Source organism: Nostoc sp. MS1, assembly GCF_019976755.1.
GTDB lineage: Bacteria > Cyanobacteriota > Cyanobacteriia > Cyanobacteriales > Nostocaceae > Trichormus.
Map to the genome: position 1 here is coordinate 232,639 of NZ_AP023441.1, position 23,986 is coordinate 256,624.

The 23,986-nt window shown below is 38.7% G+C and carries 28 protein-coding genes and 2 pseudogenes; 13 read left to right on the plus strand and 17 right to left on the minus strand.

Going from position 1 to position 23,986, the window contains the following annotated elements; all coding sequences use genetic code 11:
* Positions 1 to 156 precede the first annotated feature (156 nt).
* The gene (locus tag NSMS1_RS00960) at positions 157 to 708 is read left to right on the plus strand and encodes an REP-associated tyrosine transposase (protein WP_224090187.1); all 552 of its coding nucleotides are present in this window, start codon (positions 157 to 159) and stop codon (positions 706 to 708) included.
* A gap of 90 nt (positions 709 to 798) precedes the next feature.
* On the opposite strand, the gene NSMS1_RS00965 is transcribed toward NSMS1_RS00960, so the two are convergent.
* From NSMS1_RS00965 to NSMS1_RS00990, 6 genes and pseudogenes are all read right to left on the minus strand, one after another.
* The gene (locus tag NSMS1_RS00965) at positions 799 to 957 is read right to left on the minus strand and encodes a hypothetical protein (RefSeq protein ID WP_224090189.1); all 159 of its coding nucleotides are present in this window, start codon (positions 955 to 957) and stop codon (positions 799 to 801) included.
* On the minus strand, positions 944 to 1,279 hold the full coding sequence (locus NSMS1_RS00970) for a XisI protein (RefSeq protein WP_224090191.1): 336 nt from the start codon (positions 1,277 to 1,279) through the stop codon (positions 944 to 946). The genes NSMS1_RS00965 and NSMS1_RS00970 overlap by 14 nt, the downstream gene beginning before the upstream one ends.
* Positions 1,267 to 1,683, minus strand: coding sequence for a XisH family protein (locus tag NSMS1_RS00975; RefSeq protein ID WP_224090192.1), 417 nt, complete (start codon positions 1,681 to 1,683; stop codon positions 1,267 to 1,269). The genes NSMS1_RS00970 and NSMS1_RS00975 overlap by 13 nt, the downstream gene beginning before the upstream one ends.
* Before the next feature lie 347 nt (positions 1,684 to 2,030).
* Entirely contained in the window at positions 2,031 to 2,525 is a 495-nt protein-coding gene (locus NSMS1_RS00980) for a hypothetical protein (RefSeq protein ID WP_224090193.1), read from the minus strand.
* 390 nt (positions 2,526 to 2,915) lie between these two features.
* A pseudogene (locus tag NSMS1_RS00985) lies at positions 2,916 to 3,029 on the minus strand (IS4 family transposase); the annotation flags it as partial.
* 11 nt (positions 3,030 to 3,040) lie between these two features.
* Positions 3,041 to 4,387, minus strand: a complete 1,347-nt coding sequence (locus NSMS1_RS00990; protein ID WP_224090194.1) for an ATP-binding protein — start codon at positions 4,385 to 4,387, stop codon at positions 3,041 to 3,043.
* A 257-nt stretch (positions 4,388 to 4,644) separates the two neighbouring features.
* Between NSMS1_RS00990 and NSMS1_RS00995 the strand changes: the two are divergent.
* The 3 genes and pseudogenes from NSMS1_RS00995 to crcB (NSMS1_RS01005) form a co-directional block, all read left to right on the plus strand.
* Positions 4,645 to 4,794 (plus strand): annotated as a pseudogene (locus tag NSMS1_RS00995) (SDR family NAD(P)-dependent oxidoreductase); the annotation flags it as partial.
* A gap of 67 nt (positions 4,795 to 4,861) precedes the next feature.
* Entirely contained in the window at positions 4,862 to 5,260 is a 399-nt protein-coding gene (gene crcB / locus NSMS1_RS01000; RefSeq protein WP_224090196.1) for a fluoride efflux transporter CrcB, read from the plus strand.
* 255 nt (positions 5,261 to 5,515) lie between these two features.
* Positions 5,516 to 5,917 carry a fluoride efflux transporter CrcB gene (gene crcB / locus NSMS1_RS01005; protein WP_224090197.1) on the plus strand — a complete coding sequence of 134 codons (402 nt, stop codon included), beginning with the start codon at positions 5,516 to 5,518 and terminating at the stop codon, positions 5,915 to 5,917.
* A 23-nt stretch (positions 5,918 to 5,940) separates the two neighbouring features.
* Here the strand turns inward: crcB (NSMS1_RS01005) and NSMS1_RS01010 are convergent, their stop codons facing one another.
* On the minus strand, positions 5,941 to 6,345 hold the full coding sequence (locus NSMS1_RS01010; RefSeq protein ID WP_224090198.1) for a response regulator: 405 nt from the start codon (positions 6,343 to 6,345) through the stop codon (positions 5,941 to 5,943).
* 281 nt (positions 6,346 to 6,626) lie between these two features.
* Between NSMS1_RS01010 and NSMS1_RS01015 the strand changes: the two genes are divergently transcribed.
* On the plus strand, positions 6,627 to 6,797 hold the full coding sequence (locus NSMS1_RS01015; protein ID WP_224090199.1) for a hypothetical protein: 171 nt from the start codon (positions 6,627 to 6,629) through the stop codon (positions 6,795 to 6,797).
* A gap of 90 nt (positions 6,798 to 6,887) precedes the next feature.
* Here the strand turns inward: NSMS1_RS01015 and NSMS1_RS01020 are convergent, their stop codons facing one another.
* From NSMS1_RS01020 to hpnI, 3 genes are all read right to left on the minus strand, one after another.
* Entirely contained in the window at positions 6,888 to 7,745 is an 858-nt protein-coding gene (locus NSMS1_RS01020) for an oxidoreductase (RefSeq protein WP_224090200.1), read from the minus strand.
* A gap of 202 nt (positions 7,746 to 7,947) precedes the next feature.
* Positions 7,948 to 8,322: a hemerythrin domain-containing protein gene (locus NSMS1_RS01025; RefSeq protein ID WP_224090201.1), complete on the minus strand. Its 375-nt coding sequence runs from the start codon at positions 8,320 to 8,322 to the stop codon at positions 7,948 to 7,950.
* On the minus strand, positions 8,319 to 9,521 hold the full coding sequence (hpnI, locus tag NSMS1_RS01030) for a bacteriohopanetetrol glucosamine biosynthesis glycosyltransferase HpnI (protein WP_224090202.1): 1,203 nt from the start codon (positions 9,519 to 9,521) through the stop codon (positions 8,319 to 8,321). The genes NSMS1_RS01025 and hpnI overlap by 4 nt, the downstream gene beginning before the upstream one ends.
* Before the next feature lie 302 nt (positions 9,522 to 9,823).
* On the opposite strand from hpnI, the gene NSMS1_RS01035 reads away from it, so the two are divergent.
* Entirely contained in the window at positions 9,824 to 11,461 is a 1,638-nt protein-coding gene (locus NSMS1_RS01035) for a cyclic peptide export ABC transporter (protein WP_224090203.1), read from the plus strand.
* 27 nt (positions 11,462 to 11,488) lie between these two features.
* On the opposite strand, the gene arsC is transcribed toward NSMS1_RS01035, so the two are convergent.
* The 4 genes from arsC to NSMS1_RS01055 form a co-directional block, all read right to left on the minus strand.
* Positions 11,489 to 11,902: an arsenate reductase, glutathione/glutaredoxin type gene (gene arsC, locus NSMS1_RS01040; protein ID WP_224090204.1), complete on the minus strand. Its 414-nt coding sequence runs from the start codon at positions 11,900 to 11,902 to the stop codon at positions 11,489 to 11,491.
* Positions 11,903 to 12,025: 123 nt separating this feature from the next.
* Positions 12,026 to 13,177 (minus strand): ACR3 family arsenite efflux transporter, encoded by a 1,152-nt coding sequence (arsB, locus tag NSMS1_RS01045; RefSeq protein ID WP_224090205.1) that lies wholly within the window; start codon positions 13,175 to 13,177, stop codon positions 12,026 to 12,028.
* Between the two features lie 133 nt (positions 13,178 to 13,310).
* Positions 13,311 to 14,216 carry a hopanoid biosynthesis-associated protein HpnK gene (gene hpnK / locus NSMS1_RS01050; protein ID WP_224090206.1) on the minus strand — a complete coding sequence of 302 codons (906 nt, stop codon included), beginning with the start codon at positions 14,214 to 14,216 and terminating at the stop codon, positions 13,311 to 13,313.
* Positions 14,217 to 14,248: 32 nt separating this feature from the next.
* Entirely contained in the window at positions 14,249 to 15,118 is an 870-nt protein-coding gene (locus NSMS1_RS01055) for a GNAT family N-acetyltransferase (RefSeq protein WP_224090208.1), read from the minus strand.
* A 132-nt stretch (positions 15,119 to 15,250) separates the two neighbouring features.
* Between NSMS1_RS01055 and NSMS1_RS01060 the strand changes: the two genes are divergently transcribed.
* A complete protein-coding gene (locus tag NSMS1_RS01060; protein WP_224090209.1) occupies positions 15,251 to 15,679 on the plus strand; it encodes a hypothetical protein in 429 nt (142 codons plus the stop codon).
* A 40-nt stretch (positions 15,680 to 15,719) separates the two neighbouring features.
* Here the strand turns inward: NSMS1_RS01060 and NSMS1_RS01065 are convergent, their stop codons facing one another.
* Positions 15,720 to 16,181 carry a hypothetical protein gene (locus NSMS1_RS01065; protein WP_224090210.1) on the minus strand — a complete coding sequence of 154 codons (462 nt, stop codon included), beginning with the start codon at positions 16,179 to 16,181 and terminating at the stop codon, positions 15,720 to 15,722.
* A gap of 420 nt (positions 16,182 to 16,601) precedes the next feature.
* Between NSMS1_RS01065 and NSMS1_RS01070 the strand changes: the two genes are divergently transcribed.
* Positions 16,602 to 17,516: a polysaccharide deacetylase family protein gene (locus NSMS1_RS01070; RefSeq protein WP_224090211.1), complete on the plus strand. Its 915-nt coding sequence runs from the start codon at positions 16,602 to 16,604 to the stop codon at positions 17,514 to 17,516.
* A gap of 155 nt (positions 17,517 to 17,671) precedes the next feature.
* Here the strand turns inward: NSMS1_RS01070 and NSMS1_RS01075 are convergent, their stop codons facing one another.
* Positions 17,672 to 19,045, minus strand: coding sequence for an esterase/lipase family protein (locus NSMS1_RS01075; protein ID WP_224090212.1), 1,374 nt, complete (start codon positions 19,043 to 19,045; stop codon positions 17,672 to 17,674).
* A gap of 1,273 nt (positions 19,046 to 20,318) precedes the next feature.
* Here NSMS1_RS01075 and NSMS1_RS01080 point away from each other — a divergent pair.
* Positions 20,319 to 21,497, plus strand: coding sequence for a helix-turn-helix domain-containing protein (locus tag NSMS1_RS01080; RefSeq protein ID WP_224095413.1), 1,179 nt, complete (start codon positions 20,319 to 20,321; stop codon positions 21,495 to 21,497).
* Positions 21,498 to 21,536: 39 nt separating this feature from the next.
* Here the strand turns inward: NSMS1_RS01080 and NSMS1_RS01085 are convergent, their stop codons facing one another.
* Complete coding sequence (locus NSMS1_RS01085; protein WP_224095414.1) at positions 21,537 to 21,827, minus strand: hypothetical protein; 291 nt, start codon at positions 21,825 to 21,827, stop codon at positions 21,537 to 21,539.
* Between the two features lie 208 nt (positions 21,828 to 22,035).
* On the opposite strand from NSMS1_RS01085, the gene NSMS1_RS01090 reads away from it, so the two are divergent.
* From NSMS1_RS01090 to NSMS1_RS01105, 4 genes are all read left to right on the plus strand, one after another.
* Complete coding sequence (locus NSMS1_RS01090; protein WP_224090215.1) at positions 22,036 to 22,641, plus strand: TetR/AcrR family transcriptional regulator; 606 nt, start codon at positions 22,036 to 22,038, stop codon at positions 22,639 to 22,641.
* Entirely contained in the window at positions 22,628 to 23,017 is a 390-nt protein-coding gene (locus tag NSMS1_RS01095; protein WP_224090216.1) for a tautomerase family protein, read from the plus strand. Before NSMS1_RS01090 ends, NSMS1_RS01095 begins: the two co-directional genes overlap by 14 nt.
* Positions 23,018 to 23,101: 84 nt before the next feature.
* Entirely contained in the window at positions 23,102 to 23,554 is a 453-nt protein-coding gene (locus NSMS1_RS01100; RefSeq protein ID WP_224090222.1) for an acyl-CoA thioesterase, read from the plus strand.
* Positions 23,551 to 23,973 carry a hypothetical protein gene (locus NSMS1_RS01105; RefSeq protein ID WP_224090230.1) on the plus strand — a complete coding sequence of 141 codons (423 nt, stop codon included), beginning with the start codon at positions 23,551 to 23,553 and terminating at the stop codon, positions 23,971 to 23,973. The genes NSMS1_RS01100 and NSMS1_RS01105 overlap by 4 nt, the downstream gene beginning before the upstream one ends.
* Positions 23,974 to 23,986 lie beyond the last annotated feature (13 nt).

Genomic DNA, 23,986 nt, shown 5'->3' on the forward strand with positions numbered 1-23,986 from the left:
GATCGCCTGATCTTGTAGGGTGCGTTAATGAAATGTAACGCACCTTCAACGTGCCAATTTCAGGGCGTTACGCTGTCGCTAACACACCCGACGCGGAATATTGATTCGGTATCAAAAATGGGTACTTTAATACAATCAACCCATGAATAAATACTTATGCCGAATTACCGCCGAGCCAAACTTGCTGGTGGTACTTATTTCCTCACCCAAGTAACTCATCATCGCCAACCGTGGCTCATCACCGATATCGCACGCCTTGCACTCCGCACTGCTATCACTCATGTACGTCAAAAATATCCCTTCACCATCGACGCATTTGTGCTATTACCCGATCATTTCCATTGTATTTGGACATTACCACCCGGAGATAGTGATTTATCAACGCGACTGCGATTAATTAAAACCTTTGTCACCAAAAATTATAAAAATCAATTGGAAATTCATACAGAGATTTCCGCCTCTCGGCAAAAACGCCAAGAGCGCAATTTATGGCAGAGAAGATTTTGGGAACATTTAATCCGTGATGAGAGAGATTTTGTCATACATTGCGATTATATTCATTACAATCCTGTGCGACATAAATTATGTCAAATTCCCCAAGATTGGCAATTTTCAACTATTCATCGATTTATTAGCCAAGGTATTTATCCGCTAAAGTGGGGAAAGAGTGAAGTTCCAGAAATGCCTAATACAATTTGGGATATATAATAGGCGGTGCGTTACGCTGTCGCTAACGCACCCTACATATATTTGCGTAGGTGGATGGATAATTTTTTGGCAGTATTCTTGTAGGTGGCGCTATTCTCCGGCTTTAGCATCCAGAGCAATTAGGCGATCGCCTACTCTTGTAGGGTGCGTTAATGAAATGTAACGCACCATTTGTATATGCCGGTGCGTTATGCTGGTGATTCGTTTTTTCACAAGCGCGATCGCCTTCTTATTGTTAAGCCACTCCATATCCCGTATATTCTCGCATTTGGGGAGCTTGAAATCCTAGAATAATATCATCATTTGGAACACCTTGCTCAACAAGTTCAACAGCTACTCTCATTTCCGTCATATTCTGCTCAATCCAAATTTTTCCCTCTTTAATATCTAAATGTAAAACACAACCATAAACTCGCCGATGACCATCCCATCCCACATTCATCACCATGTAATGGTCTTGTTTTGTATCAAAAACTGTATAACAATCAATTTGACCATTTGCGATGGGGATAGCAGCGTAAGCCGTTAACAACGACTGAATTATATAGCGGTAAGACTCTAGGGTATCCATTGTAAAATTACCTCTTGAATTGGGTCATAAACAATTTGTTTAATCTGATATCTCTCTAGAGAAATTTGGGCAAATTCCCGCTTAAAAAAAGATTCATAAACACCTATAGGCACTGCCAAATAGAGAATCCGACTTGGATCGCTGATTTCTAAAGCCAGCCGATAATTTAAAAATTGTCCTAACGCGGCATGGTAATCTGTTAAGGGTGAATCACTTAAAAAAGTTTTAATCTCAACTGCAATTTTTTCTTCACCTCTCTGAGCTGCTAACAGTTTTTCCGCACCTAAATCGATTTCAAACTTAGTTCCACCAACTTCCAATCGCAGAGGATCGTCAGTTATCTTCCACTGCTCCTTTTCCAAAGCAATTCTCACCACAGCATGAAATTTATCCTTAGCTGCCATCGTTAACGTTTTCTGCTTTTATTTAACATTTTAGTATAAGCATTCCTTGATGAGCCTCTGGAAATGCGATCGCGGCTCTTGTAGGGTGGGTAAAAGCAGATAATTCCCAATGAAATTGTCAAATTGCCAGAACTTGCCCACCCTACCATCTAGAGCCAGTGCTTGTAGTGGGATCGCCTCCGGCGGGCGTTTACGCCATCGCGGTTCTTGTGGGCTGCGTTAACTTATGGTACAGCACCATCTGTATCTTAATTTCCAGTGCGATCGCTCTTATAGTCAATGGAGCGGCAGCAACCACACATGAGGTATAGCGGAATCTGTAGCTAGTTCATTATTTAATTCTTAATCTAACTTTTTATTGATGTGGTATCAGAGGTAGATATCTGTTTTGGTTGGATTGCGGAAGATGTTTTGGAGAAAGGATTATCCCAGCCTAAATATTTCTTAATGAATGATGCTGCCCAATCGTATATCCGAGCCAGAGGCCATAAGAAAACATGGAACACGGCAGATAAAGTCTGCTCGATAGTTGGTTGCTCAACCTCTAGTTTATTACGAAAAATCCGACCCATTTGAAAAACCAGACCCGAAGTCCAAATCATCAGAGCAGTAAATAATTGGCATAAAAAGAAGATAACTCCGAAAGCTTGCTTGAACAAATCCCAACTTTTACCAGCCGCCTTTTGATAAATTTCTACAGTCTTCTGATCGGAGAAATCCACCCATAACTGTATAGCCTGTTGAATAGGATTCTGCTGGATTATTTGAGATTCATCCGGTTTGTAGATAACTGGAAGGTTTCTAATGGATTCCTGACTTGATTGAGCTACTGTTTCTTGCATAAATTTTAGTCAGTCTCTGGGTTACATATCACTACAATTCATCAATAATTAAATATATTTATAACTCTTTATACAAACTATTGTGAGATTGTTCGGTGCTTCAGGTAGATATGGTCTATAGCAAAGAAAGGTCTTTACTAGCTTTTAGAGGTTATTTATAAAGTAAAAATAAAATTCTTGTAGGGTGTGTTAGGCGCAGACTTTGACTATAGGTTCTTATGAAAAATCTGATAGAAGCGCCTCAACACCGTTAGATCAGATGTTGCGTTAGGCTGAAGCCATGACGCACCCTACTTAAGATTTACTTTATAAATAGTCTCTTACATATAAACTCAGATATTTCTTACATTCATAGTATAATTTATTATGAAACTGTGCTATTTAAACGAAAATTGATACATTAATTAAAAATTTGATGTCATTGACGTTTTTGGCAATTAATTTGTCAAGTTTTAAGTGCATCTTATTCTTTGGAAGTCCCTTGTAAGAAATACGGATACCCCATACCCGATGTCCTACATCATCTTTCCCGCTTTACCAAATTCTCGCTTGATGGCATAGAGTAAATCTTCTTGATGAATAAGTGTATCACCTTGTTTTAGTGCTTGCAGGCAGCAGTACTGTACTATATTCATAATGTCGGAACCTGTGAGTTCATAGGTTGTGGAAAGTTGACCAAGGTCTATGGAATCGGCTAGCTTTAATTGTGATGGAAAGGCCATTTGCCACAGTTGCAAACGTTCTTTGGGACTGGGTATGGGGAACTGAATAATCGATTGAAATCTGCGGATGAAGGCCTCATCGATATTACTTTTGAAGTTGGAAGATAGTATCACCAAACCATCGTAGTTTTCTACCCTCTGTAGTAGGTAGCTCACTTCCTGATTAGCGTATTTATCATGGGCATCACGGACATTGGTACGCTTACCAAACAGAGCGTCAGCTTCATCAAAAAAGAGAATCCAATCTTTACTTTCGGCTCTAGCAAAGAGATTGGCGAGGTTCTTTTCTGTTTCGCCAATAAATTTGGATACCATCATTGAGATATCTACTTTATAAACATCTTTACCTGTATACTTGCCTAAAAGACTTGCTGTGAGCGTCTTACCCGTACCTGGAGGCCCATAAAATAAAGCGCGATAACCTAATTTGAGTTTCCTTTTCATCCCCCATTCATAGAGAATGGTGGGGCCATGAATAATCCAGGCTTCTAAATCGTGAATTTGTTGTAAGGTTTGGGCATTGAGAACCAAGTCTTCCCACTCCATGTCTGTGGTAATGCGCTGGGCGGGAAAACGCATACTAAAATGGGGACGAGAAAAGTGTCCTTGAATGAATAGGTCGATGTAATCTTGAGTGATGACGAGTTTGCCACTCATCAATGGTTCGCCTTCTGGTGGTGTATCGAGGTAGAGTACACCTTCACGGGCAAATGGATGATCTTCGCTGAAAATTTGTTGTAGGTAGAGGCGATCGCTAAACTCGCTACCCCCTAAAATAAACAATACCGTTTCACCCGTTGGCAGAAAACCTCGATGGGATTTACCTCGCCAGCCGCCAATTTGCGGATAGTCTCCCGCTTGGGGTAACTGTGCGGCGATCGCTCGATCAAAAAAGTCAGGTTGTAAGTGGGGAGCCAAGGCTATCAATAAAGTTAGTTGGGCGGCAATATCTAATTGATAATGGCGAATAAAGCTGGTGAGAGGCGTTTCTGCTGTTAACCATTGGGCTGGTGGACTCGGCATCATTGCCACCGTTTCTGCTTCGCGATCGCCGAAGTCAGAGTCCAAGCGCCACTGAATCACTTGAGCTAGGTAATTTAGTGCTGTTTGTAAAGTTTGGATTACAAGTAAACGTGTCATGTGTGCAGTTTAGAGGATCTGATCGACAATCGATGAGGCACAGAGTCGGCGGCAAAGGGAGCAACGTGATTTGGTGATTTTGCCCAAAAAACAAGCGATCGCCTAAATACCCTAAATACAAGTTTACGTATTGGTTATTACAATTTAACTTAACATCAATCAACCCTAACCTACTTCTTCAACAAGAGGATGATGAAAGTACTAATAATTACATTCATAAGTAAACAAAGTTACTAAAATCATCAAAACTTTAAAGCATGGTTAATTCACTCAAACCTTTGGCAAATCAAGTTGTTGTCATTACTGGAGCTTCTAGTGGTATTGGTTTAGTCACCGCCAGAATGGCTGCAAAACGCGGGGCAAAACTGGTTCTTGCCGCTCGTAATCAGGAAGTACTACATCAACTGCGATCGCCAGGGTGCAAGGCTCATTTTGTCATATGATGCGGATGTGATGAATTAAGGAGTCTGTTAATTGCTACAAGATGCTGCTTTGTTACCTGTGCTGGCGATCGCAGTTGGTGCAGTTCCCGGTGCTTTAAGCCGCTATTATTTGACTGAATTTTGCAAAAGAGTCATAGGTACAAACTTTCCTTATGGCACTTTTATCATCAATTTCACTGGCTGTTTACTCATGGGCTTTTGCTTCACCTTATTTAAGGCGATTCAAGGATTTCCATCGGAGATAGATTTGCTTGTCAGAACAGGGTTTTTAGGTTCTTATACAACCTTTTCTACCTACGGATACGATACATTGATCCTGTGGCGCAATGGTAAACAATTAGCCACGGTTTTTTATTGGGCATGTAGTGCAGTTTTAGGAGTAGTTGGTATTATATTTGGTCGTTATTTAGCAAAGCTAATTGTCGGGTGATAAACTTGAATCAAAGAAAAATCACCATTTATATTTGATGACTCATATCATGTTTGTTTGAATACCTATAATATGTTTGTTTTGGTAATTGGTAATTGTTTTTCCCATTACCCTCCGGGTTCGCCAGTTCCCTACGGTGGGAAACCCGCCTACAGGACTGGACTCACCTATTCGCTATTACCGATTACCAAAAAAGCGACCATAATATAAGTAATTAGCCGAACTTAATATTAACTACTAAAACTACATCTGATAATGTCAAATATTTTTATTCGCACTGTGATGGCGATCGCTTTAGGTGCTATTCCGGGTGCTTTAGGACGCTATTTTATCACTGAATTTACCAAAACGATGATTGGCAAAGAGTTTTCTTATTATGGTACATTTTTTATTAATATAACTGGCTGTTTTATTATTGCTGTGTTCTACACTCTCAACGAGCAAAAGTTTACCAGCCTTTCACCGGAAATTCGGTTAGCGATCGCCACGGGTTTTTGTGGTGCTTATACTACTTTTTCTACATATGGATTGGAAACGTTTACTCAAATAGATGAAGGAAATATCACAGGTGCTTTCATCTATTGGTTAGGTAGTATGATATTTGGGATGCTGGCTGTGCAATTGGGTGTGACTTTAGGCAAGCTTCGCGGACAATGAATATAGTCATAGATATTCCACAACTACCAATTACAGGAAGCAACCAAATTAGCTACTATTTCTACTAACTCATCTGGATCAACTGGTTTAGCTACATGAGTCTGAAAACCAGATTCCAAAGCGTAAACACAACTTTCACGATCGCCATAGGCTGTTAAGGCGATCGCGGGAACTCGTCCGCCACTATCTGATTTTAGCGCCCGTATTTTGCGAATTAAGGTATAGCCATCTTCCCCAGGCATACCTATATCACTGATTAAAATATCGGGTTGTAATTCTGGTAGCACTTTTAAAGCTGCTGCTGCTGATGAGACTGGTACAACAGTCGCTCCATCTTCTTCTAATACCATCGTAAAATAAAGGCGGCTATCATCATCATCCTCAACAACGAGAATACTTAAGCCAGCAAGCGGGAGAGGAGACTGCATAACAAATAATATTTTATTTGTGTTTTGGGAATAGTTACGTAAATGTTGAATACCGATAAAATTTAATTTTGCTCTAGCTATGATGGCGTTCTTACTCTCGATAAGTTGGGTAATTTCTCAAAATTAATTCAAAACCTTTAAATCCTCAAGAGAGTAAAAACTTATCAAGCCCCAACTAATCCACTAACTTTAATATACCTTTTTTAGTAGCCCACTAGCTAGATGTAATTTCTGACGCTTGGAGTCAACTTAGTAATAAGTGAGTTTCAATTAAAAGATTTATGAAAACTGAAAATCTGCCTACTTCCCAAAATACTGAATCCTCCACTCAGAACAAAAGTAAAGAGGAACTGAATCAAGAAACTGCTACCGAATTTGGTCTAGGTATAGCTTTGGGAGTAATCACAATTTTTCTGGTTGCAGCAACTGCTTACTTTGGACTGATCAGCTAACTAAATATAGGCAGAGGGTGAGACTAACTAAAGTTTAACAATACTTGCTAAACCTGAACTCGCCCTCTGTTCTTTAATTTAAAATTGCTATTACCCACCAATGGGAGCGACTACTGCGTCCTCATAGGCTGTATTAATTCCGACTTCTTTCCAGTCTTCAAACTCTTGGCGTTCCGCAGTCCGCTTCTGTTCCCACAAACCGTAAGCATCTGCACCAAGCATCAAGCGTAGTGGAGGATTCTTTGATTCAACAGCTTGAATCATTGCCAGTGCAGCCTTTTTCGGGTCGCCTGGTTGTTTCCCATTATTGCCATAGAGGTATTCTCTAATCGGATCGACTACTGGTTTGTAATCATCAATTTCCGTTTGCGGCTGCATATTCGCATCTCCGGCAAAGTTGGTACGAAAAGCTCCTGGTTCAACAATTGTGACATTGATTCCCAATGGTTTGACTTCATCACGCAAGCCTTCAGCAAAGCCTTCGATCGCAAATTTTGTTGAGCAGTAGAGCGCAAATCCACCCATTGAAGCTAAACCACCAATAGAAGTAATATTGACAATGTGACCGGATTTTTGGCGGCGCATCAGAGGTAATACTGCGCGTGTCATTTCAATTACACCAAAGCAATTGACTTCAAACTGTTTTCTAATTTGCTCAGAGGAAAATCCTTCAATTGCACCTAAAGAACCTTGCCCAGCATTGTTAACTAAAACATCAATCCGGCCAAAGCGTTCAATAGCAGCTTGTACAGCCGCTTCTCGCTCTTCGGCATTAGTTACATCAAGACGAAATGCGATCGCATTTTCTGGATTTGCTTGCGCTAATTGAGCCACCTGTTCGGGTTTTCGTGCTGTCAACACCACCTTGTCGCCATGATCTAAAACCGCTTCCGCTAAGGCGCGGCCAAATCCGGTTGATGTTCCGGTAATTAGATAAACTTTGTTCATAGGTTTGGAGGAATTGTGGCTTTGCCGTCAATATGAATACTGGTATTGTCAAGTTAAGCTGATTGAATATCAAGCTGTCAGAGTCTACCTTTTGGTATATATTTTCGGCTTGATAACCAACCCATGAATCAGATGTAGGGACGCACATCTGTACATCCCTACTAAAAATTTTATAAAATTCTATGACGAGTAAACATCGGGACTATTGTGCTAATGCAGCTTCGATATCTGGCTCTAATTTAGCTTTAGTTTTTTGAAATTCTTCGCCTAATGCAGTTAGCTGTTCTTCGCTAATACACTCACGTACTGCATCAAAAATTTCGCTTTCTTCTTCTTCGTGATGCTGAACTGCTTCTTTTAACTCACTGATTTTTTCTATAAATTCAGGATTATTTGGTTGGATTGCTTTAATTTCTTCTAGAAGCACAGAGACATCTTCGTGTTCTTCTTCTGCTTCCTCAATGTATTCTTGAGTTTCTTCATACTCCCGCAAAGCAGGGTAAAAAACTACTTCTTCAGTTCTAGCGTGTAAGTTAAGTGCTTTATAAATCTCTTGGAATAGATTTCCACATCTCACATTTCTTCACCACTGACAACTGACAACCCTTCGACAAGCTCAGTGCAACGCTGACTACTAACAAAATCCTGTTCTAGCGGCATTAATTTACCTTCTTTGGTTAATCTTAATTGCTGTCCGCGCCATTCAATAGTTGTACCAAAGAGTCCTGCACACCATATAACAAAATGTAGTAAGTCCCACAAGGGAATCAGCCAGAAATATTTTTTAGTAACTACATCATTCAGCGCGATCGCACCTACTATCCAACCCATAACTAGGCGCATTATCCAGACAATCGTTAGGTTAATCCAGCCTAGTGTAGAACCTTGTGTGAGGAGGACAAATAGCAAACTACTAACTGTACCGTAGGTAAAAATCAGCCCTAAATAGCCCCAAGGACGACAAATTTTAATGCCACGCGCCCAACGAGTCTGACGGTGTAGGGAATTTGTAACGGAGCTATTGCCTAAAACATGTTCAACTACATAATCAGATAGGACTACTTCATAGCCAGCTTTGGCTGGTAAGTGTCCTAGTTGAAAATCATCTGCTAAATAATCGGCGATCGCAGCAAAGCCGCCAATTTCTTCTAAAACAGATTTACGAATGACAATTGTGGAACCAAAGGCAAATTCTATTCCTGTCGATTGATGGCTGACTAACACACCTGCATGAAAATCTGTGGCGGTAGAGATGGCTTCTAAGGTTGCGCCCCAACCTTGAGCGAGGGATCGATACAAGCAGGTGACAACACCTATGCTTTGATCTTGCAAGGGTTGTACAACTCTTTGCAGATAGTCTGGGGTGACGCGGATATCGCTATCGGCTATGAGAATAATGTCGTATTTAGCTTGAGGTAGGGCATTGGCTAAATTACTTACTTTTAAGTTAGCCCCAATGATGCGATCGCTCACGACTAAATCTATATCTACATCAGGAAACTGTTGGCTGATTTTTTCCACAACCTCGATGATGGGGTCTTGGCGATCGCGCACAGCAAAGACTATTTGAAAGTGTGGGTAATCTTGTTGGCAAAAGGAGATTAGGTTATTTTCAGCATCGCTATCAAGTCCACACAGGGGTTTTAAAATAGTGATAGGTGGATGAAATTCAGGATTTATGGCGTGGGAATGACGCAGAAAAGCGATCGCTGCATAAATTGCATAGCAGTAATACATAATAGCTGATAAGCACAAGCACCCCAGCAGCCCAATCATATTGCCCCTCTATCAAAGCCAATTTGCACCTAGTTAATCACTTATTTTTGCAATGCACTAATCAACTATCTTTGTCAAGATATTTTTTTGATCTACACAAATCAAAAACACCATTTACCATATTGAGAATATATAATACTTTTGCCAAGTATCTCTATATTAATTATGAATGTTTTTTTAAGAAATCTATGACTTTCAGTTGTCAATGTTATGACTGGGGAACGATTTATGTAATGATTTATTAATAATAATTATTTTTACTATTCCAGAGAAAAAACTTAATTGCTGGTTAAACATTTGCTATGAAACTGATCTACTTACTTCTACGTTCTTCTTGGGGGATGGTGGCGATCGCAATTTGCACAGGTTTCCTAAGCGGAGGTAGTAGTGCTGCACTGATTGCTTTAATCAGCAGTGCGAGTGCAAACAGCAACAATACATCATTAACGCACATTGTTGCAGGGTTTTTAGGGCTGGTAATAGTCGCACTCATCACTAGTATTACTTCTCAAGTGATGCTGGTGCGTTTGTCTCAAGATGCTGTTTCCCAATTACGGATGCGTTTGAGTCGGCAAATTCTCGCTTCTGAATTAAGTCATCTGGAACAGCTAGGAAATCCCCGACTCTTGGCAATTTTAACAGAAGATGTCCAAGTAGTTGCCAATGCAGTGTATGTGATTCCTTTCCTTTGTATTGATTTGGCGATCGTCTTGGGATGCTTAGTATATATTACTTGGTTATCTTGGATAGTATTGTTGATTCTGTGCGGTTTAATTGTAGTAGGAATAGGTAGTTGTCAATGGTTAATCAGCAAAGGCGAAAAATTACTGGCGCTGGCTCGTGACGACCAAGATATATTATTTAAAAATTTTCAAACCGTCACAGAAGGAGTCAAAGAACTCAAACTTAACTACCAACGCCGCCAAGTATTTTTAGAAAAAAATTTGCAAGCAACCTTAACTAAGTTTAGGCGACACAACGTAGATGGTTTGACTTTATTTGCAGTCACAACTAGCTGGGGTAGATTGATATTTTTCTTCGCAATGGGTTTTTTATTATTTGCACTACCTAAACTGATAATAATTAATCCGCAAACTATCTCTAGCTACATTCTTACTTTTACTTATTTGATGTTGCCAATGGACAACATTATCACTAATCTTCCTCAAATCAGTAAAGCCAATATCGCTCTCCAAAAGATAGAATCTTTAGGTTTATCTCTAGCCAGTCGTGCAGAAGTCTCGACTGTTACCGCACCGATAAGTACTTTATGGCAGAGTTTAGAATTTCAAGGTGTAACTCACACCTATCATAGAGAACAGGAAGACCAAGGCTTTATTCTCGGCCCTATAGATTTGAGGCTAAAACCTCAAGAACTCATATTTATAGTAGGTGGAAATGGTAGTGGTAAATCTACTTTAGCTAAATTAATTACCGGACTATACATTCCCGAAAGCGGGAGAATTGTACTTGATGGAGAACTCGTCACCGAGAAAAATAGAGAGTGGTATAGACAACATTTTGCTGTAGTTTTTTCAGACTTTTACTTGTTTGATGAACTTTTAAGTACAGAAAATGTTGATACTCTAGCTGAAAGTTACCTTAAGCAACTCCAATTAGATCATAAAGTGAAAATTGAAAATGGCAGACTTTCTACCACTGCTCTTTCTCAAGGACAACGTAAGCGCCTAGCTTTACTCACAGCATATTTAGAAGATAGACCAATTTATCTATTTGATGAGTGGGCTTCTGATCAAGACCCATTGTTTAAGGATTTCTTCTATACCAAGTTACTACCACAACTACAAAGTAAAGGTAAAACGGTGTTAGTAATTAGTCATGACGATCGCTATTTTCACCTCGCAGACCGTATCGTTAAACTAGACTACGGCAAAATTGAGTCTAAAGCTGGTTCAAGCCGGGTAAATTATCGTCCGTGATAGCGTTGTCTCAATGTTTTAGAATTGTTACCCAACAGGTGCAGATTCCTCTGTTAGTGATTGAATTAGCCGGGTCACACGTTCCTTAATTTCTTCGCGGACTCTGGGAAAAATTTCCGGTTGTTCGGCGGGGTCATCTAACTGCCAATCTGCAAATACTTCGCGCACAACCCACTCAGGAGGCAGATTCACACCACAACCACACAGAGAAATTACTACGTCAAAGTTTTCGGCTTGGAAATCACTGAGCGGTTTAGAAGTTTGATCAGTGATATCGATGCCAATTTCTTTCATGGTAGCGATCGCCTCTGGTCTAACAACACTTGCTTCTAACCCAGAGCTAATGACTTCAATCTTTCCCTTACCCAAGGTTTTGGCAAAGCCTTCCGCCATTTGGGAACGAGCAGAATTTTTTTTGCAAACAAACATTACACGTTTCATTGTTCGACTCCTCTAGATAACGGGAATGAATTTATTAGGCTCTCAATTAAATTGATGACCAATTAGATTTTTGGAAAATTGCTGTATTACTTGATGGAAATAGTTCTGAGTTTTCTGTTGTGATTATTTATAGCCAGTTAAACAGCGTGGATCTAGCAATGTTGCTTTTTCTGGCTCTCGTGGAAACCAAGCTGCTGTGCGTTTACAAAGTTCAACCAACATCAACATCACTGGGACTTCAATTAAAACTCCAACGACTGTAGCAAGTGCTGCACCTGAATTTAAGCCAAATAGCATTACAGCAGTGGCGATCGCAACTTCAAAATGATTACTAGCGCCAATTAATGCTGCGGGTGCGGCATCTTCGTAGGATAAATTCAGTTTTAAGGCTAATACATAACTAATCAAGAAAATGAAATTAGTTTGGATGAACAGTGGTACAGCAATTAATAATATATGCAAGGGATTATTAACAATTAGTTCACCTTTAAAGGCAAAAAGTAGTACTAGAGTGAGCAATAGAGCAGTAATGGAAACTGGAGTTAAATACTTTAAAAATCGTCTTTCAAACCACTCTTTTCCTTTATATTTAAAAATCCAGTAACGACTGTACATTCCCGCTATTAAGGGCAAACCAACATAAATAAGAACCGACAAAACAATAGTTTGCCAAGGCACAGTTAAATCATTCGCAGCTAATAACCACCTACCTAAAGGTGCATATAGAAATAGCATCGTTAAAGAATTAACTGCCACCATGATTAAAGTGTGTCCTTGGTTGCCGTAGCAAAGGTATCCCCACAACAACACCATCGCTGTACAAGGTGCAATTCCTAATAAAATAGTGCCAGCAATGTAAGAATTTGCTAAAGTGACTTCGCTACCGCGAATTAATTCAGTACCGCTAATCAAAGGACGAAATAACCATCCCAAGAAAAACTGAGCAAATATTACCATCGTGAATGGTTTAATTAACCAATTCACTACTAACGTGAGAATAACGGGTTTTGGAGCGCGAAGAGCATTTGCTGCTTGTGTGAAGTCAATTTTCACCATGATGGGATACATCATGAAAAACAAACATATAGCAATAGGCACAGACACTTGATAGACGCTCATGGCATCCAGAGCTACCGCTACACCTGGAAATAATCTACCTAGAGTAATGCCGACAAAGATACACAAAAATACCCAAACAGTTAAGTATTTTTCAAAAAAACTCAGATTACTTCCCGCTTTTATAGGGTTGGGGCTAGCTTGCGAACTATCACTCATTGAAATCTACCTACGGTTAACGGGGATGACTAAAATTTTCTCCCTTATATCAAAAAAACTTGATATGTAAGTTATTGTCAAGCACGCAGTACAAAAATTCATCAAAAAAACTTGATATATCTGATGAGGGACTCTAGCAGGAAGGGCTAGGAAGTGTATGAGCCATACAATTGGTCAACTCAAAGCCATTTGCAGTTAATAACTCGCGTACTGGCTGACTTAACAGGGCGGCTAGTTCTGCTTCACCTGCGCCTGGGGGGCCATTTAATGGTTCTCCAGCTTGGAATTGTGCGGGGTGACAATAAATCTCTATCAAATCTGCTTGAATCTGCGGTATCAAACCTAATAGGTATTCCTCAGTTACATTACCAGTTTGCAATAACCCGTAAACTCTATCAGCAAAACCAATCCCATGAGATGTTAATAGTTTCTCTCCATAACGGCGTAACCCCCCAAATACCCCTGACCACACCAATTTAGTCAGCAAGTCTTGACGGTTGAGCTTGAGAGTCTTCCCTAGTTCTTCAGCAGGTAGACGAATGAAGCGAATATTAAACTCTTGCGCCAATTCCACCAAAATTTGCAAGACAACTGGGTGGATATGCAGGTGTAAATGACCATCTACATGAGAAAGCGGTAGCCCTGATTCTTGAAACTTAGTTAACTGGGCGCGAATTTCTTGACGCAGTTCTGCACGGGCGGCTGGATGGAATTGATAGCGCAAGCCAGCCAACAGAGAACTGTTAGGAAAGTTTCCTTGGGAGTCAACCAAATGAGGAATTTGTTCTGGTGGAAGTACAGACCGTCCACAAACCAAAACTAGATGTAAACCCACTGCTAAATCGGGGTGAGTTTTTGCCAGTGCGATCGCCTCCTGGGCAGCATCACCAGTTACCATCAAACTAGTGCTAGTAAGGATACCTTGCTGATGCGATCGGATAATCCCTTGATTCACACCACCAGAAAAGCCAAAATCGTCACCATTAATAATGGCAAAACGGCGCGTTACTTGGGGATTAGGTTCCGGGTATGGGGTCATAATTAACTGAGCCAAAAAATACTTACACCCTCTTAGTTAGTATCTTGGAATAATACCAGACCAAATTGCTCACCAGTATCTTGAAAACCAATTCCTTTATATACTGCTTGGGCGGCATAATTTTTACTGTTTGTAAATAACACCGCACGTTCTACACCTTGGGATTTTGCCTGCAAAAGTGACCCAGCTACTACACACTTAGCATAGCCATTACCCCTTAATGCTGGTGGTGTCCAAACGCCGCCAATCTGCACAATATCAGGTAGACGGGCATTAAAAGCTGTGTAAGCAACAGGAGTATTGTCTGCTATCAGCACCCAATGTCTAGCTGTAGACTGGCGTGCTTCAATTTCATGACGACAATGAGGGAGTAAATCAGGAGTTGCTAATTTCCCCAAAGTTTCCACATTATAAGCAACACACCATTCACTCAGTAATTCCAACTCTTGTGTATGGGGTAAGCGACATTGCACCACACCTGATGCTAAAGCCGGGGGTACTTGTAAATCTTGTAATGTGAGGGAAAATAATATTTCTTGCTCATCTAGTTGAGTTGGTTGATTTTCTAGCCCCAATGCTTGCTTTGTTGCTTCTACTTGTGTGGCTGGCCCAGCAATTCCCGATATAGTCAAGTCAGATTGTTCCATAACAGCTTGCGTCACTTTTGCAAGATACACAGGCGCTTGCACAACAATCATCCCATTCCAATAATGGGCGGCGACTGCAACTATCTTGTCATCTTCAATAGCAGCTACATAGGTTCCCTGAAATCTACCACCTTCATTATTCAAACCTCCCTCGCGCCAATTTGAACGTAAAAACATGGAAGTATTAACGTGTTGTAAGAGGAAAGTTTCCAGTAATGATTCATCTCCAGGTTGTAGGATTTTGCAGGTAGGCACAGTCAACTCCAAGATATAGCGGGTGATAGGGAACAGGTTTAAATCACCCTTGAAAGCAATTATTTCATAATAGTTTAAAATTCAATTCGCCAGAATTAAACCATCTATAATTTTTAAAAAAATCTAAGCATAATGAGACAATATTTTTTCTGGGGTGCTTGGTTTACAACACTTGCTACTACTGGGTTGCTATTTCTTTGGTCTTTGTCATTCTCCCCATTTCAGCACCCAGGACAAACTGCCAATGAAGCAGCAATCATCTTTTTCCCCATCATGATTTTACGCTGGTTGGCGATCGCCTGCATGATCGCTCTGCTGGCGATCGCTTGGGCACAACAGAAGAACCTAGCAACATTCTCTCTAATTGGGTTGATGATTGCTATATTGGCTTTACACTTAATTCTTGGGCTGATTAATGTTGCTGTCATGAATGCTTGGCTTTCAGTAGAACCTGTCAGAACACGCAGCACTAACGCTATTTATGTCAGTATCTACTTTGGTTTGCCCATACTCTGGATGTTGCTGACAGCATTCCTTGCAACTATTACAAAACAATCTTAGAGACGTACAGATGTACTCCCCTACTTACATCACGCATAATTTACGCAGGGAACATTTGTTTTAAATTTTCTGGGTGTGTTACTGCTAGATATTGCGCTGCCATCTCTGGTGTTAGCAGTTCTATCATGACTTTATTTTCTAGCCAAAATTCGATGACATCAAAGAAAAAAACACGGCTACAGCGTACTGTTCTCCAACCTTCACGTTTGCCGATTTCTTCAATTTTTTCTTGTGTGGAATTGACGGAAATAGCTGCATGAGTAGCAGTAAAACCAGAAACATTACTAGCTTCTGCGAAAACACACTGGTTATCTCCTTCACCTGGTTTAATATAGGATTTTAAAGGATATACTTCTATTCCTGTACCGTATTCATCTAAAGGAATTACCAAGTAGCTACCGGGGTTAGGAAAGAAGGGTACAGCTTGACCGTTAAGAACTTCCGCTAGGACTTGAGCAACGTGTTGGGGATTTTCAACAGAAATAGATATATGGTGAATCATAATATAACCTTACGCTTTACTAAAGTTTATTCTTGGTGGAATATTCAGCTTCCACAATTGTCTTCAATACTCTTCATGGCTTGTTCAGAAAATTATGCAATGGACAGAAAAAATTTTTGAGATGCTTTCCTACAGATAGGGGATGTACTACATGTTATTTAATTTTAATATCTATGTTAAATTTTATTAATTATTATTTACATTAAGTATTAAATATGTATTTAAACAAAGCAATCACCTTAAATTTTGTGGTAATCTACTCTTTTTTCTTCTTCTAAGAGATATAGTTAATCACGACTGCTAACCAAATTGAATAATCAGGAACAAAAATATTACATAGGCTTCAACAAGCCAAGCCATGATATAAGTAAATACTCAGAAATACTACCATTTATTCACCAGAACTGAGGAGTATAAATTATGCCTAGTGAGAAATTACATTTAATTATCAAATTAGTTAGTGTTGTTGGGATTACGGCTGGCGGTATAAGTTTAGGGTTACTGATACCCAAAATTGGATTTGACAATTCGTGGTTAAGTAAACACTCAGTTAATGGGAATGGCACAGCCGTTAACCATGCAATAACAAGTACATCTGCACAAGCCGCCGCCCCATCGATAAAAACAGAAATACCCAAAGCATTTCAAGGACAAACTATTTATCAAGCTAAATTACAACCTAATGATAAAGTCGTTGCTTTAACTTTTGATGATGGCCCAGGGCCAAAAAATACAGCACAAGTATTAGAAATTTTAAAGAAAAATAATATTAAAGCAACATTTTTCATGGTGGGGATGATGGTCAAATATTTTCCCCAAGTTGCTAAACAAGTAGCAGACGACGGTCATGTGATTGGTAATCATACTTGGCATCATTGGTATCGTCGCATGGATGTGGCCACAGCCGCTAGTGAAATTAATCGTACAGCAGATATTATTTATAAAACTACAGGAGTGAAAACTACACTGTTTCGTCCTCCCGGTGGTTTTTTAAATAATGGGGTAGTTGATTATGCCAAAAGCCAAAAGTATGCGGTTATGATGTGGTCAGATGAATCATCTGATACCCAGCGTCGTGAACAACCACCTGCTTTAATCAAAAATGTTATTAAAGGTGTAAAACCAGGTGCAATTGTATTAATGCACGATGGCGGCGGTAATCGTTCTCGCACAGTTCAGGCTTTACCACAAATTATCAGCGATCTCAAAGCACAAGGTTATAAATTTGTCACGATACCTGAACTTTTAGAAATGCAATCAAAACAAGAAAGTCTTGCCAAAGCATCACCCATAACAGGCAATTCCCAGGCAAGCAATCAGCCTATTCATAAATAATAATTAACCATAAAATAGTTACCACCTTGAGTCAAATGTAGACATCAAACCAAATGAATCAAGGTGGTATTTATTAAGTAGAAAAACTCAATCGAGATAAGTTAGTAGTAAGGGCTAAAAACCTTAAAAAGTTTGGAAAAAAGCAATATATTGTCTTAAAGCAATGCCATAAATTGTACTAGCGGATCTATAGTTTGCCGCCTGAGTCTTATTTCTACTAAAGTTGTGGTAAATGGGTAGAAAAAGTTAATATCTTTTTGCTGCAAAATCCCCGAAATATCTAAGTCTAAATCTGAGATAGGACTTAAAATAGGTGCAGCCAAAGCATCTACATTTGTGCCATATCCAGAATAGCGTACATAATCTGAGTTGGAAGAAGCCACAATACGTATCTTCAAATTTTGTATATTTTTCGTATTTGTAATGTTGACATGAAAACAGCGTAAACTTTTATCTTGACTGTATACATGAACATCTATACCAAAATCTTCAATTCTTTTCCACTTTCCCTCTTTTCCTGTTGACAATTCAATATAATAGTCAGTAATGGGTTCATCATTATCATCTATTGCGCGGATGATGAATTGTTGCCATTGCTGTGTATTTTGTAAACCATTTGGTGATAAGGTATTTGCAGCTTTATCATACCAACTATTAATATCCTGTTCAGGCGTAAATTGCAATGCCTGAAATACGGTGTCTACCAATTCTGCACCAGGATCACCGATAATTTTGCCGTGGTTATAACCCTCAACTCTGACTGAGTGGGCAATCCCATTATTTTTCCACGGTGAAATAGATAATCTATCTTCGTATCGCTTTTTCGTAAAATCTATAGTAATTTTACGTGTTCTTAATTCACAACCTGCCCATCTCACAACACCATCTGTACCCTCAAGCGGTACACCAATTTTATCTGTAACTTTGCCAGCGATCGCATTTAGTAATTGTGAATTAAAAAACTGACGGGTTCCACAAAAGGTAAACACAAAGGGTGTATCACTGCCTAAGCCGTAGAATGTGGTGTTTCCTAGTAAGTCTTGGTGCGCCAAATCCCAAGTAAACTTGCTTCCTAATTCTAAAGCATCTAAGATGCGGTTTCCAGCTTCTAAAAAGTCTGGACCCAACTCCCTATTTCCTTTAAACAGCGCACCTAAAAAACTGCGTCCTTTGTGCGCGATGGGAGAACCAAAAGTAGCAGGTGCTAAACCGATTAAATGCTGAAGCCGATAATAGCCTTGAGTAGAGTATTTTGCTAACCAAGCACGGATTACAAGCATCCCAGTTGAATGAACGATCGCATCAAAGGTTCTATTCTCACCCAACTTTTGCGCTAAAGCCTGATCCAGCCCTTCGGCAATATCATCAATCGTAATCTCGTTAGATAACGATACATATTTACAAATATGAATAATTTTTACATCATAGTTATTTTCTTGAAACTTTTTTATCCACGTTTTAAAAGTAGTACCTGTATCAGAGTAACCGTGGAGCATCACAATTGGATTTCTAGGACTTGCATTGAACATAAGCTGAAATACTGGTGTAGATGTGATTACTTGGTAAATTTAACAGACGATACTGTATATAGAACTCAATTATCTCAAGTTTCAATTGTCACTAGAGGTAACTTTGAAAAACTTTGCTTAACTTCATATGAGTGAATATCATTCAACAATGGACAATTAACAATTGACTTTTTCCCTCTCGCGCTTAAGTGAGAGGATTGGAGACAAGGATTTATTTTTTGATTTTTTCTCCTTAAAAGGAGAGGTCTTAAACCTTGAATGAAACAATTGTCAATTATCAATTGATAAAATTTTTCCGGTTGGGTATCTTTCCCACCGTAATCATGTATGTTAAATAAAGAACAGCTTACACTCAAGCTTTTTTAGATAATTCTTACCGCAATACCCAAGCACATGAAATACACCCCACCCCCGCTATCGCACCATGATTGTGGTGATTTTTGATTTTTTGAGCAAGTGTGGTGAGTTAAAGTGTTCAGCGTTTGCGAATGGGAGAGTGCGATCGCCACAGTTACATTTAGCAGTTATGTGTTAGTTGATTTTCCCACATAACAGATTACAAAAATTGTTACAAGTATAATTTTTATGAAAATCTATCGTATTTTTCTGTTTAATTTATCATTTTAGCCTTTCATTTGAGTTAATAAAAATACAAGACTTAAAAAATCTGAATTTTATTTAAGACTGCTGAAAATTCGTCTATATCTGTAGAATTAAATAGTTTGATGCTAGCGGCGGACGTAAGGCTATATACTCATATTTATCCTGATATAGCAACGGACATATTGGTTAGGACATCATATTTTGCTCTCAAGGGAATAGGGAACGGGGAACAGGGAACAGAAAAATGTCCTAACAATTGTGGCTACTGCTATAAATAGGCTAACTACTCATCAATTATTAGTAATCATAAAAAGGAGAGATTACTTCAGCAAACTTACTCGCTGCTTAATTTTGCCTTGATCTTTGAGTTTTTCTTACCACAGGGAGAGTTAAATATCAACATTAGCCAGTAATGTATAGATAAATATAGATAATTGCCATTTAAAACTATCAATTAATCTATGTAATACAGAGAATATATTTGTAATCTATAGTTTTAATTTTGTATTTTTGGTAATTAAATTATACGATTATCTCTTGTATTTTAGCAATTGTTTGAATTATTATATAAGTCTCATTTTAAACTATAATCTATTTTTTATATTGGCAGTTACACAGATATTGTTACTACTGTTGAAGTTAAAATTTGGGCAAGTCGTGGTCATCTACAGTGAATATAGAACTATTTATCCAAAGAGCAGAAGCATTACATAAACAACTAGCAGATTTATATCAAACTGCTAGCGTATTGCCTTGGATTCCCCCTGATTTACTACCACAAGCTTTTAAGGAACTTTATAGTAACTCTAAGCTAGTACAGTTAGCAGCAGAAGAACTTTATCACCAAAATGAGGAACTGCTAAGAACGCGGAGTTTATTAGAAGCCGAACGCCAACACTACTATGATTTATTCGAGTTCGCACCAGATGGCTATTTAGTTACTAATACAGAAGGAATTATTCAACAAGCTAACCTAATAGTGGCGAAGTTACTTAATGCACCAAAGCATCTTTTAATAGATAGATCAATTATCAATTTTATTTGCGTTGAACAAAGAGAAAGCTTTCGCTGCGAAATCAATCAATTATCACAATCGGATCAAACTAAAGAATTAGTAGTGCGCCTACAGCAATTTCATGGTGAGTCTTTTGATGCAGCATTAACAGTAGTTGCTATTCGCAATCAAAGTGGTAAAATAAATTCTCTACTCTGGTTGTTACGTCACGTTCATCAACGCCAGCAGCAAGATATCAGTTTAGTTGATAACGAAAATTATCTGACTGAGAATCTCCCAGTTGATATATATGCTAAAGGTGAAAATATACCTCTTAATCCTTTCATAATTTGGTATGTTCGTCAAGGTCTAGTTAAGCTGAGTACTTATTGTGAAACGGGCGAAGAAGTATTGATAGGCTTGGCAAAAAAGCACATGGTATTTGGTGCTAATATGACTTCTTTACCCATATATCAAGCTACCGCTCTTTCAGATGTGGAATTAACGCCGATTAACTTTACAGAAATAGGTGTTACGCCTATGTTGAGCCATATTCTGTTACCAAAAATTAAGCAGCGTTTACAGCAAACAGAATCTTTTTTAGCCATAGCCGGAAGGCGCAGAGTTGAGGATCGGTTACATCATCTATTGGAAATTTTACAACAAGAAATTGGCGAATCTGTAGCTGATGGAACTCGTTTTAGTGTACGTTTTACTCACGAGGATATTGCCAATGCTTGTTGCACTACTAGAGTTACAATTACAAGATTAATGGGTAAATTACAGCAACAAGGTTTGATTAGTTTTGATGCAAAGAAACATCTGATTATTAAGAGGTTAGGGGCTAGAGACTAGGGAATAAGAAATTTATTTATAGTCCCTAGTCCCTAGTGTTTAGTCTTTAACCTCTGTCAAAGGTGGAATCAAACTGGCGCTTTTGCTGGCGCTATCCCAAACTATCCAGCTAATAGAATTATCTTGTTCAACAGGGTTATTGGATACTTTGAAGTATAGTTTTTCGCCGCCTTTAGGTTCAATAGCAAAATCAGCATTTTGAGCGTAAATAACTTTAAAGCCTCTATCTCGTAGACAATACATTGCCCAGGCTTTTAATGATTGCTTATACGGTTCGTGGGGAATGGGCGGTTTTGTTAAGGCTTCTTCAATAACTTTAAATATCTGCATTAGCTTCTGATTCATTGTTTAAAGTGGTATTAAGTAACTTTAATATCATCTTAGTTTTTTGTGCTTGTCTTTCAGATTTTCTCAAAGCTAGTCAGATGTGGTTAATGACAGACCTAATAGGCTGAAAAACTAATGTTAAGCGATCGCACTTCCCCACTCCCTGCCACATTATGCTATTCTTAATCAGACCACTTGGTCGGTAAAAGCGATGTCAAAAGGTAAAGAAACCAAAACCCGAATCCTGCAACAAGCGGCGGAACTGTTTAATCAACAGGGTTACGCTGGTTCGTCTATTTCTGACATTATGCGTGTGACGGGATTGCAAAAAGGAGGAATTTACAATCATTTTCAAAGTAAGGATGAACTAGCACTACAGGCTTTTGATTATGCGATCGCATCCGTCAGCAAGCATTATAGAATTGCCTTACGTAGCAAGCGTCATGCCGTAGAACGTCTTCAAGCACTAATTGCAGTCTTTAGTAGTTTTGCCCAAAACCCACCTATTGCGGGGGGATGTCCGCTACTGAATACGGCTGTAGAAAGTGATGATGCACATCCTGCATTACGAGAACGTACTCAACAGGCGATGAACGCATGGCTGAATATGATTCGGCGAGTAATGCAAATGGGAATTGAGAAAGGAGAGATTCGAGATAATGTAGATACTGATGAAATTGCCACTATCATAGTTGCCACTTTAGAAGGTGCGATTATGATGACTAAACTTTATGATGATACTGTGTATATGCAACGGGCAGTTAATCACCTCAATCATTACATAGAAAATACCTTGAAAATCAATGGTACAAATTAAAGTCTATGGTTTAGCATCAACACTAAACCCCATTAAAGCAGAGTTATCAGATATTATTCATGCCTCTCTAGTAAAAGTCTTACAAATTAGCCCAGAAAAAAGATTTCACAGGTTCTTTCCCTTGGATAAAACAGATTTTTACTATCCACCTGATAGAACTGAAAATTATTTAGTTATTGAAATTATTATGTTTGATGGGCGTACAGTAGATACTAAAAAACAACTATTGCGTAATTTAATAAAAACAATCAATGAAAAATTGCATATTGCCATTGATGATATTGAAATCACAATTTTTGAAACTGCAAAACACAATTGGGGTATTAGAGGTGTACCAGGAGATGAGTTAAATCTTAATTATAAGGTAGAAGTTTGAGGTTATATATGTCACCTGTTCTAACAAAGGTGTAATTTTTTTGTACATTAACCAACCGATAGGTCTGAAAAATAAGGAATGAATATGCTAACAACCAACAACTCACATAGACCATTAGAAGTAGTCTTGACAATACCTGTAAGAACTTATGAAATCGATTTTGCAGGAATTGTTAGTAACATCGTGTATATTAAGTGGCTAGAAGATTTACGTCTTAAGTTTTTAGAAGAACATTTGCCAATCCATCACCAAATTGAGCAAGGATATGTACCTGTTCTTTCTGGTACAGAAATTGAATATAAACGTCCTATCAAATTGGTTGATCAAGTAATAGGTCGTTTATGGGCAAGTGATTTTGGACGATTAAAATGGACTGTACAAGCAGAAATTATCGCTAATAATCAATTAGCAGCCGTGGCTACACAAAAAGGTGCATTTATCAATTTACAAAATGGTCGCCCTATTAGCATTCCCGAAGAATTAAAAAATAAATATTTTACTAATACTAACCAAGCAAATTATAGCTTTAAATTATGAACCAACTAGCTATTCATTTAACACTACATGGTGCTATAGTCCTACTCATTGGATTACTTTCAGGAATACCTTATGGCACAGCTATCACCCGCAAAAAGAGTGAAGATATTGTACGAGGGTGGAGTGTTGCTCACTCAGGTTTATCAATGGGTGGAACTACAATGATTGCTATTTCTGCTGTCTTATCTAACTTAGATTTAAATCCTGTATTGGGTGCGATTTTGGTGTGGTCATCTGTAATTTCTGGATATGGATTTTGTATTGCATTACCTTACGGTGCATGGATGGGTCATCGTGGTTTAACCAATGATGAACCTGTACAAAATAGAGTTGTTTATATAGGTAATATGATAGGTGCAATTGGTTCTTTGATTAGCGCCTTAGCACTTGTATTCGGTTGCTTAATAACTGTTTGCTAAAATTTTTTGTTCT

Excerpts from the sequence above, each read along its gene's own strand:
- NSMS1_RS01015 (WP_224090199.1), top strand. The coding sequence starts at position 6,627 with ATGAAAACTGAAAATCTGCCTACTTCCCAAAATACTGAATCCTCCACT.
- NSMS1_RS01105 (WP_224090230.1), top strand. The coding sequence starts at position 23,551 with ATGAACCAACTAGCTATTCATTTAACACTACATGGTGCTATAGTCCTA.
- NSMS1_RS00975 (WP_224090192.1), bottom strand. The coding sequence starts at position 1,683 with ATGGCAGCTAAGGATAAATTTCATGCTGTGGTGAGAATTGCTTTGGAA.
- NSMS1_RS00980 (WP_224090193.1), bottom strand. The coding sequence starts at position 2,525 with ATGCAAGAAACAGTAGCTCAATCAAGTCAGGAATCCATTAGAAACCTT.
- NSMS1_RS01095 (WP_224090216.1), top strand. The coding sequence starts at position 22,628 with ATGGTACAAATTAAAGTCTATGGTTTAGCATCAACACTAAACCCCATT.
- crcB (WP_224090197.1), top strand. The coding sequence starts at position 5,516 with ATGTCAAATATTTTTATTCGCACTGTGATGGCGATCGCTTTAGGTGCT.
- NSMS1_RS01065 (WP_224090210.1), bottom strand. The coding sequence starts at position 16,181 with ATGATTCACCATATATCTATTTCTGTTGAAAATCCCCAACACGTTGCT.
- NSMS1_RS00990 (WP_224090194.1), bottom strand. The coding sequence starts at position 4,387 with ATGACACGTTTACTTGTAATCCAAACTTTACAAACAGCACTAAATTAC.
- NSMS1_RS01020 (WP_224090200.1), bottom strand. The coding sequence starts at position 7,745 with ATGAACAAAGTTTATCTAATTACCGGAACATCAACCGGATTTGGCCGC.
- NSMS1_RS01035 (WP_224090203.1), top strand. The coding sequence starts at position 9,824 with ATGAAACTGATCTACTTACTTCTACGTTCTTCTTGGGGGATGGTGGCG.
- NSMS1_RS00970 (WP_224090191.1), bottom strand. The coding sequence starts at position 1,279 with ATGGATACCCTAGAGTCTTACCGCTATATAATTCAGTCGTTGTTAACG.
- NSMS1_RS00960 (WP_224090187.1), top strand. The coding sequence starts at position 157 with ATGCCGAATTACCGCCGAGCCAAACTTGCTGGTGGTACTTATTTCCTC.
- NSMS1_RS01090 (WP_224090215.1), top strand. The coding sequence starts at position 22,036 with ATGTCAAAAGGTAAAGAAACCAAAACCCGAATCCTGCAACAAGCGGCG.
- NSMS1_RS01085 (WP_224095414.1), bottom strand. The coding sequence starts at position 21,827 with ATGCAGATATTTAAAGTTATTGAAGAAGCCTTAACAAAACCGCCCATT.
- NSMS1_RS00965 (WP_224090189.1), bottom strand. The coding sequence starts at position 957 with ATGGAGTGGCTTAACAATAAGAAGGCGATCGCGCTTGTGAAAAAACGA.
- NSMS1_RS01060 (WP_224090209.1), top strand. The coding sequence starts at position 15,251 with ATGAGACAATATTTTTTCTGGGGTGCTTGGTTTACAACACTTGCTACT.
- NSMS1_RS01075 (WP_224090212.1), bottom strand. The coding sequence starts at position 19,045 with ATGTTCAATGCAAGTCCTAGAAATCCAATTGTGATGCTCCACGGTTAC.
- arsC (WP_224090204.1), bottom strand. The coding sequence starts at position 11,902 with ATGAAACGTGTAATGTTTGTTTGCAAAAAAAATTCTGCTCGTTCCCAA.
- arsB (WP_224090205.1), bottom strand. The coding sequence starts at position 13,177 with ATGAGTGATAGTTCGCAAGCTAGCCCCAACCCTATAAAAGCGGGAAGT.
- hpnK (WP_224090206.1), bottom strand. The coding sequence starts at position 14,216 with ATGACCCCATACCCGGAACCTAATCCCCAAGTAACGCGCCGTTTTGCC.
- hpnI (WP_224090202.1), bottom strand. The coding sequence starts at position 9,521 with ATGATTGGGCTGCTGGGGTGCTTGTGCTTATCAGCTATTATGTATTAC.
- NSMS1_RS01100 (WP_224090222.1), top strand. The coding sequence starts at position 23,102 with ATGCTAACAACCAACAACTCACATAGACCATTAGAAGTAGTCTTGACA.
- NSMS1_RS01070 (WP_224090211.1), top strand. The coding sequence starts at position 16,602 with ATGCCTAGTGAGAAATTACATTTAATTATCAAATTAGTTAGTGTTGTT.
- NSMS1_RS01010 (WP_224090198.1), bottom strand. The coding sequence starts at position 6,345 with ATGCAGTCTCCTCTCCCGCTTGCTGGCTTAAGTATTCTCGTTGTTGAG.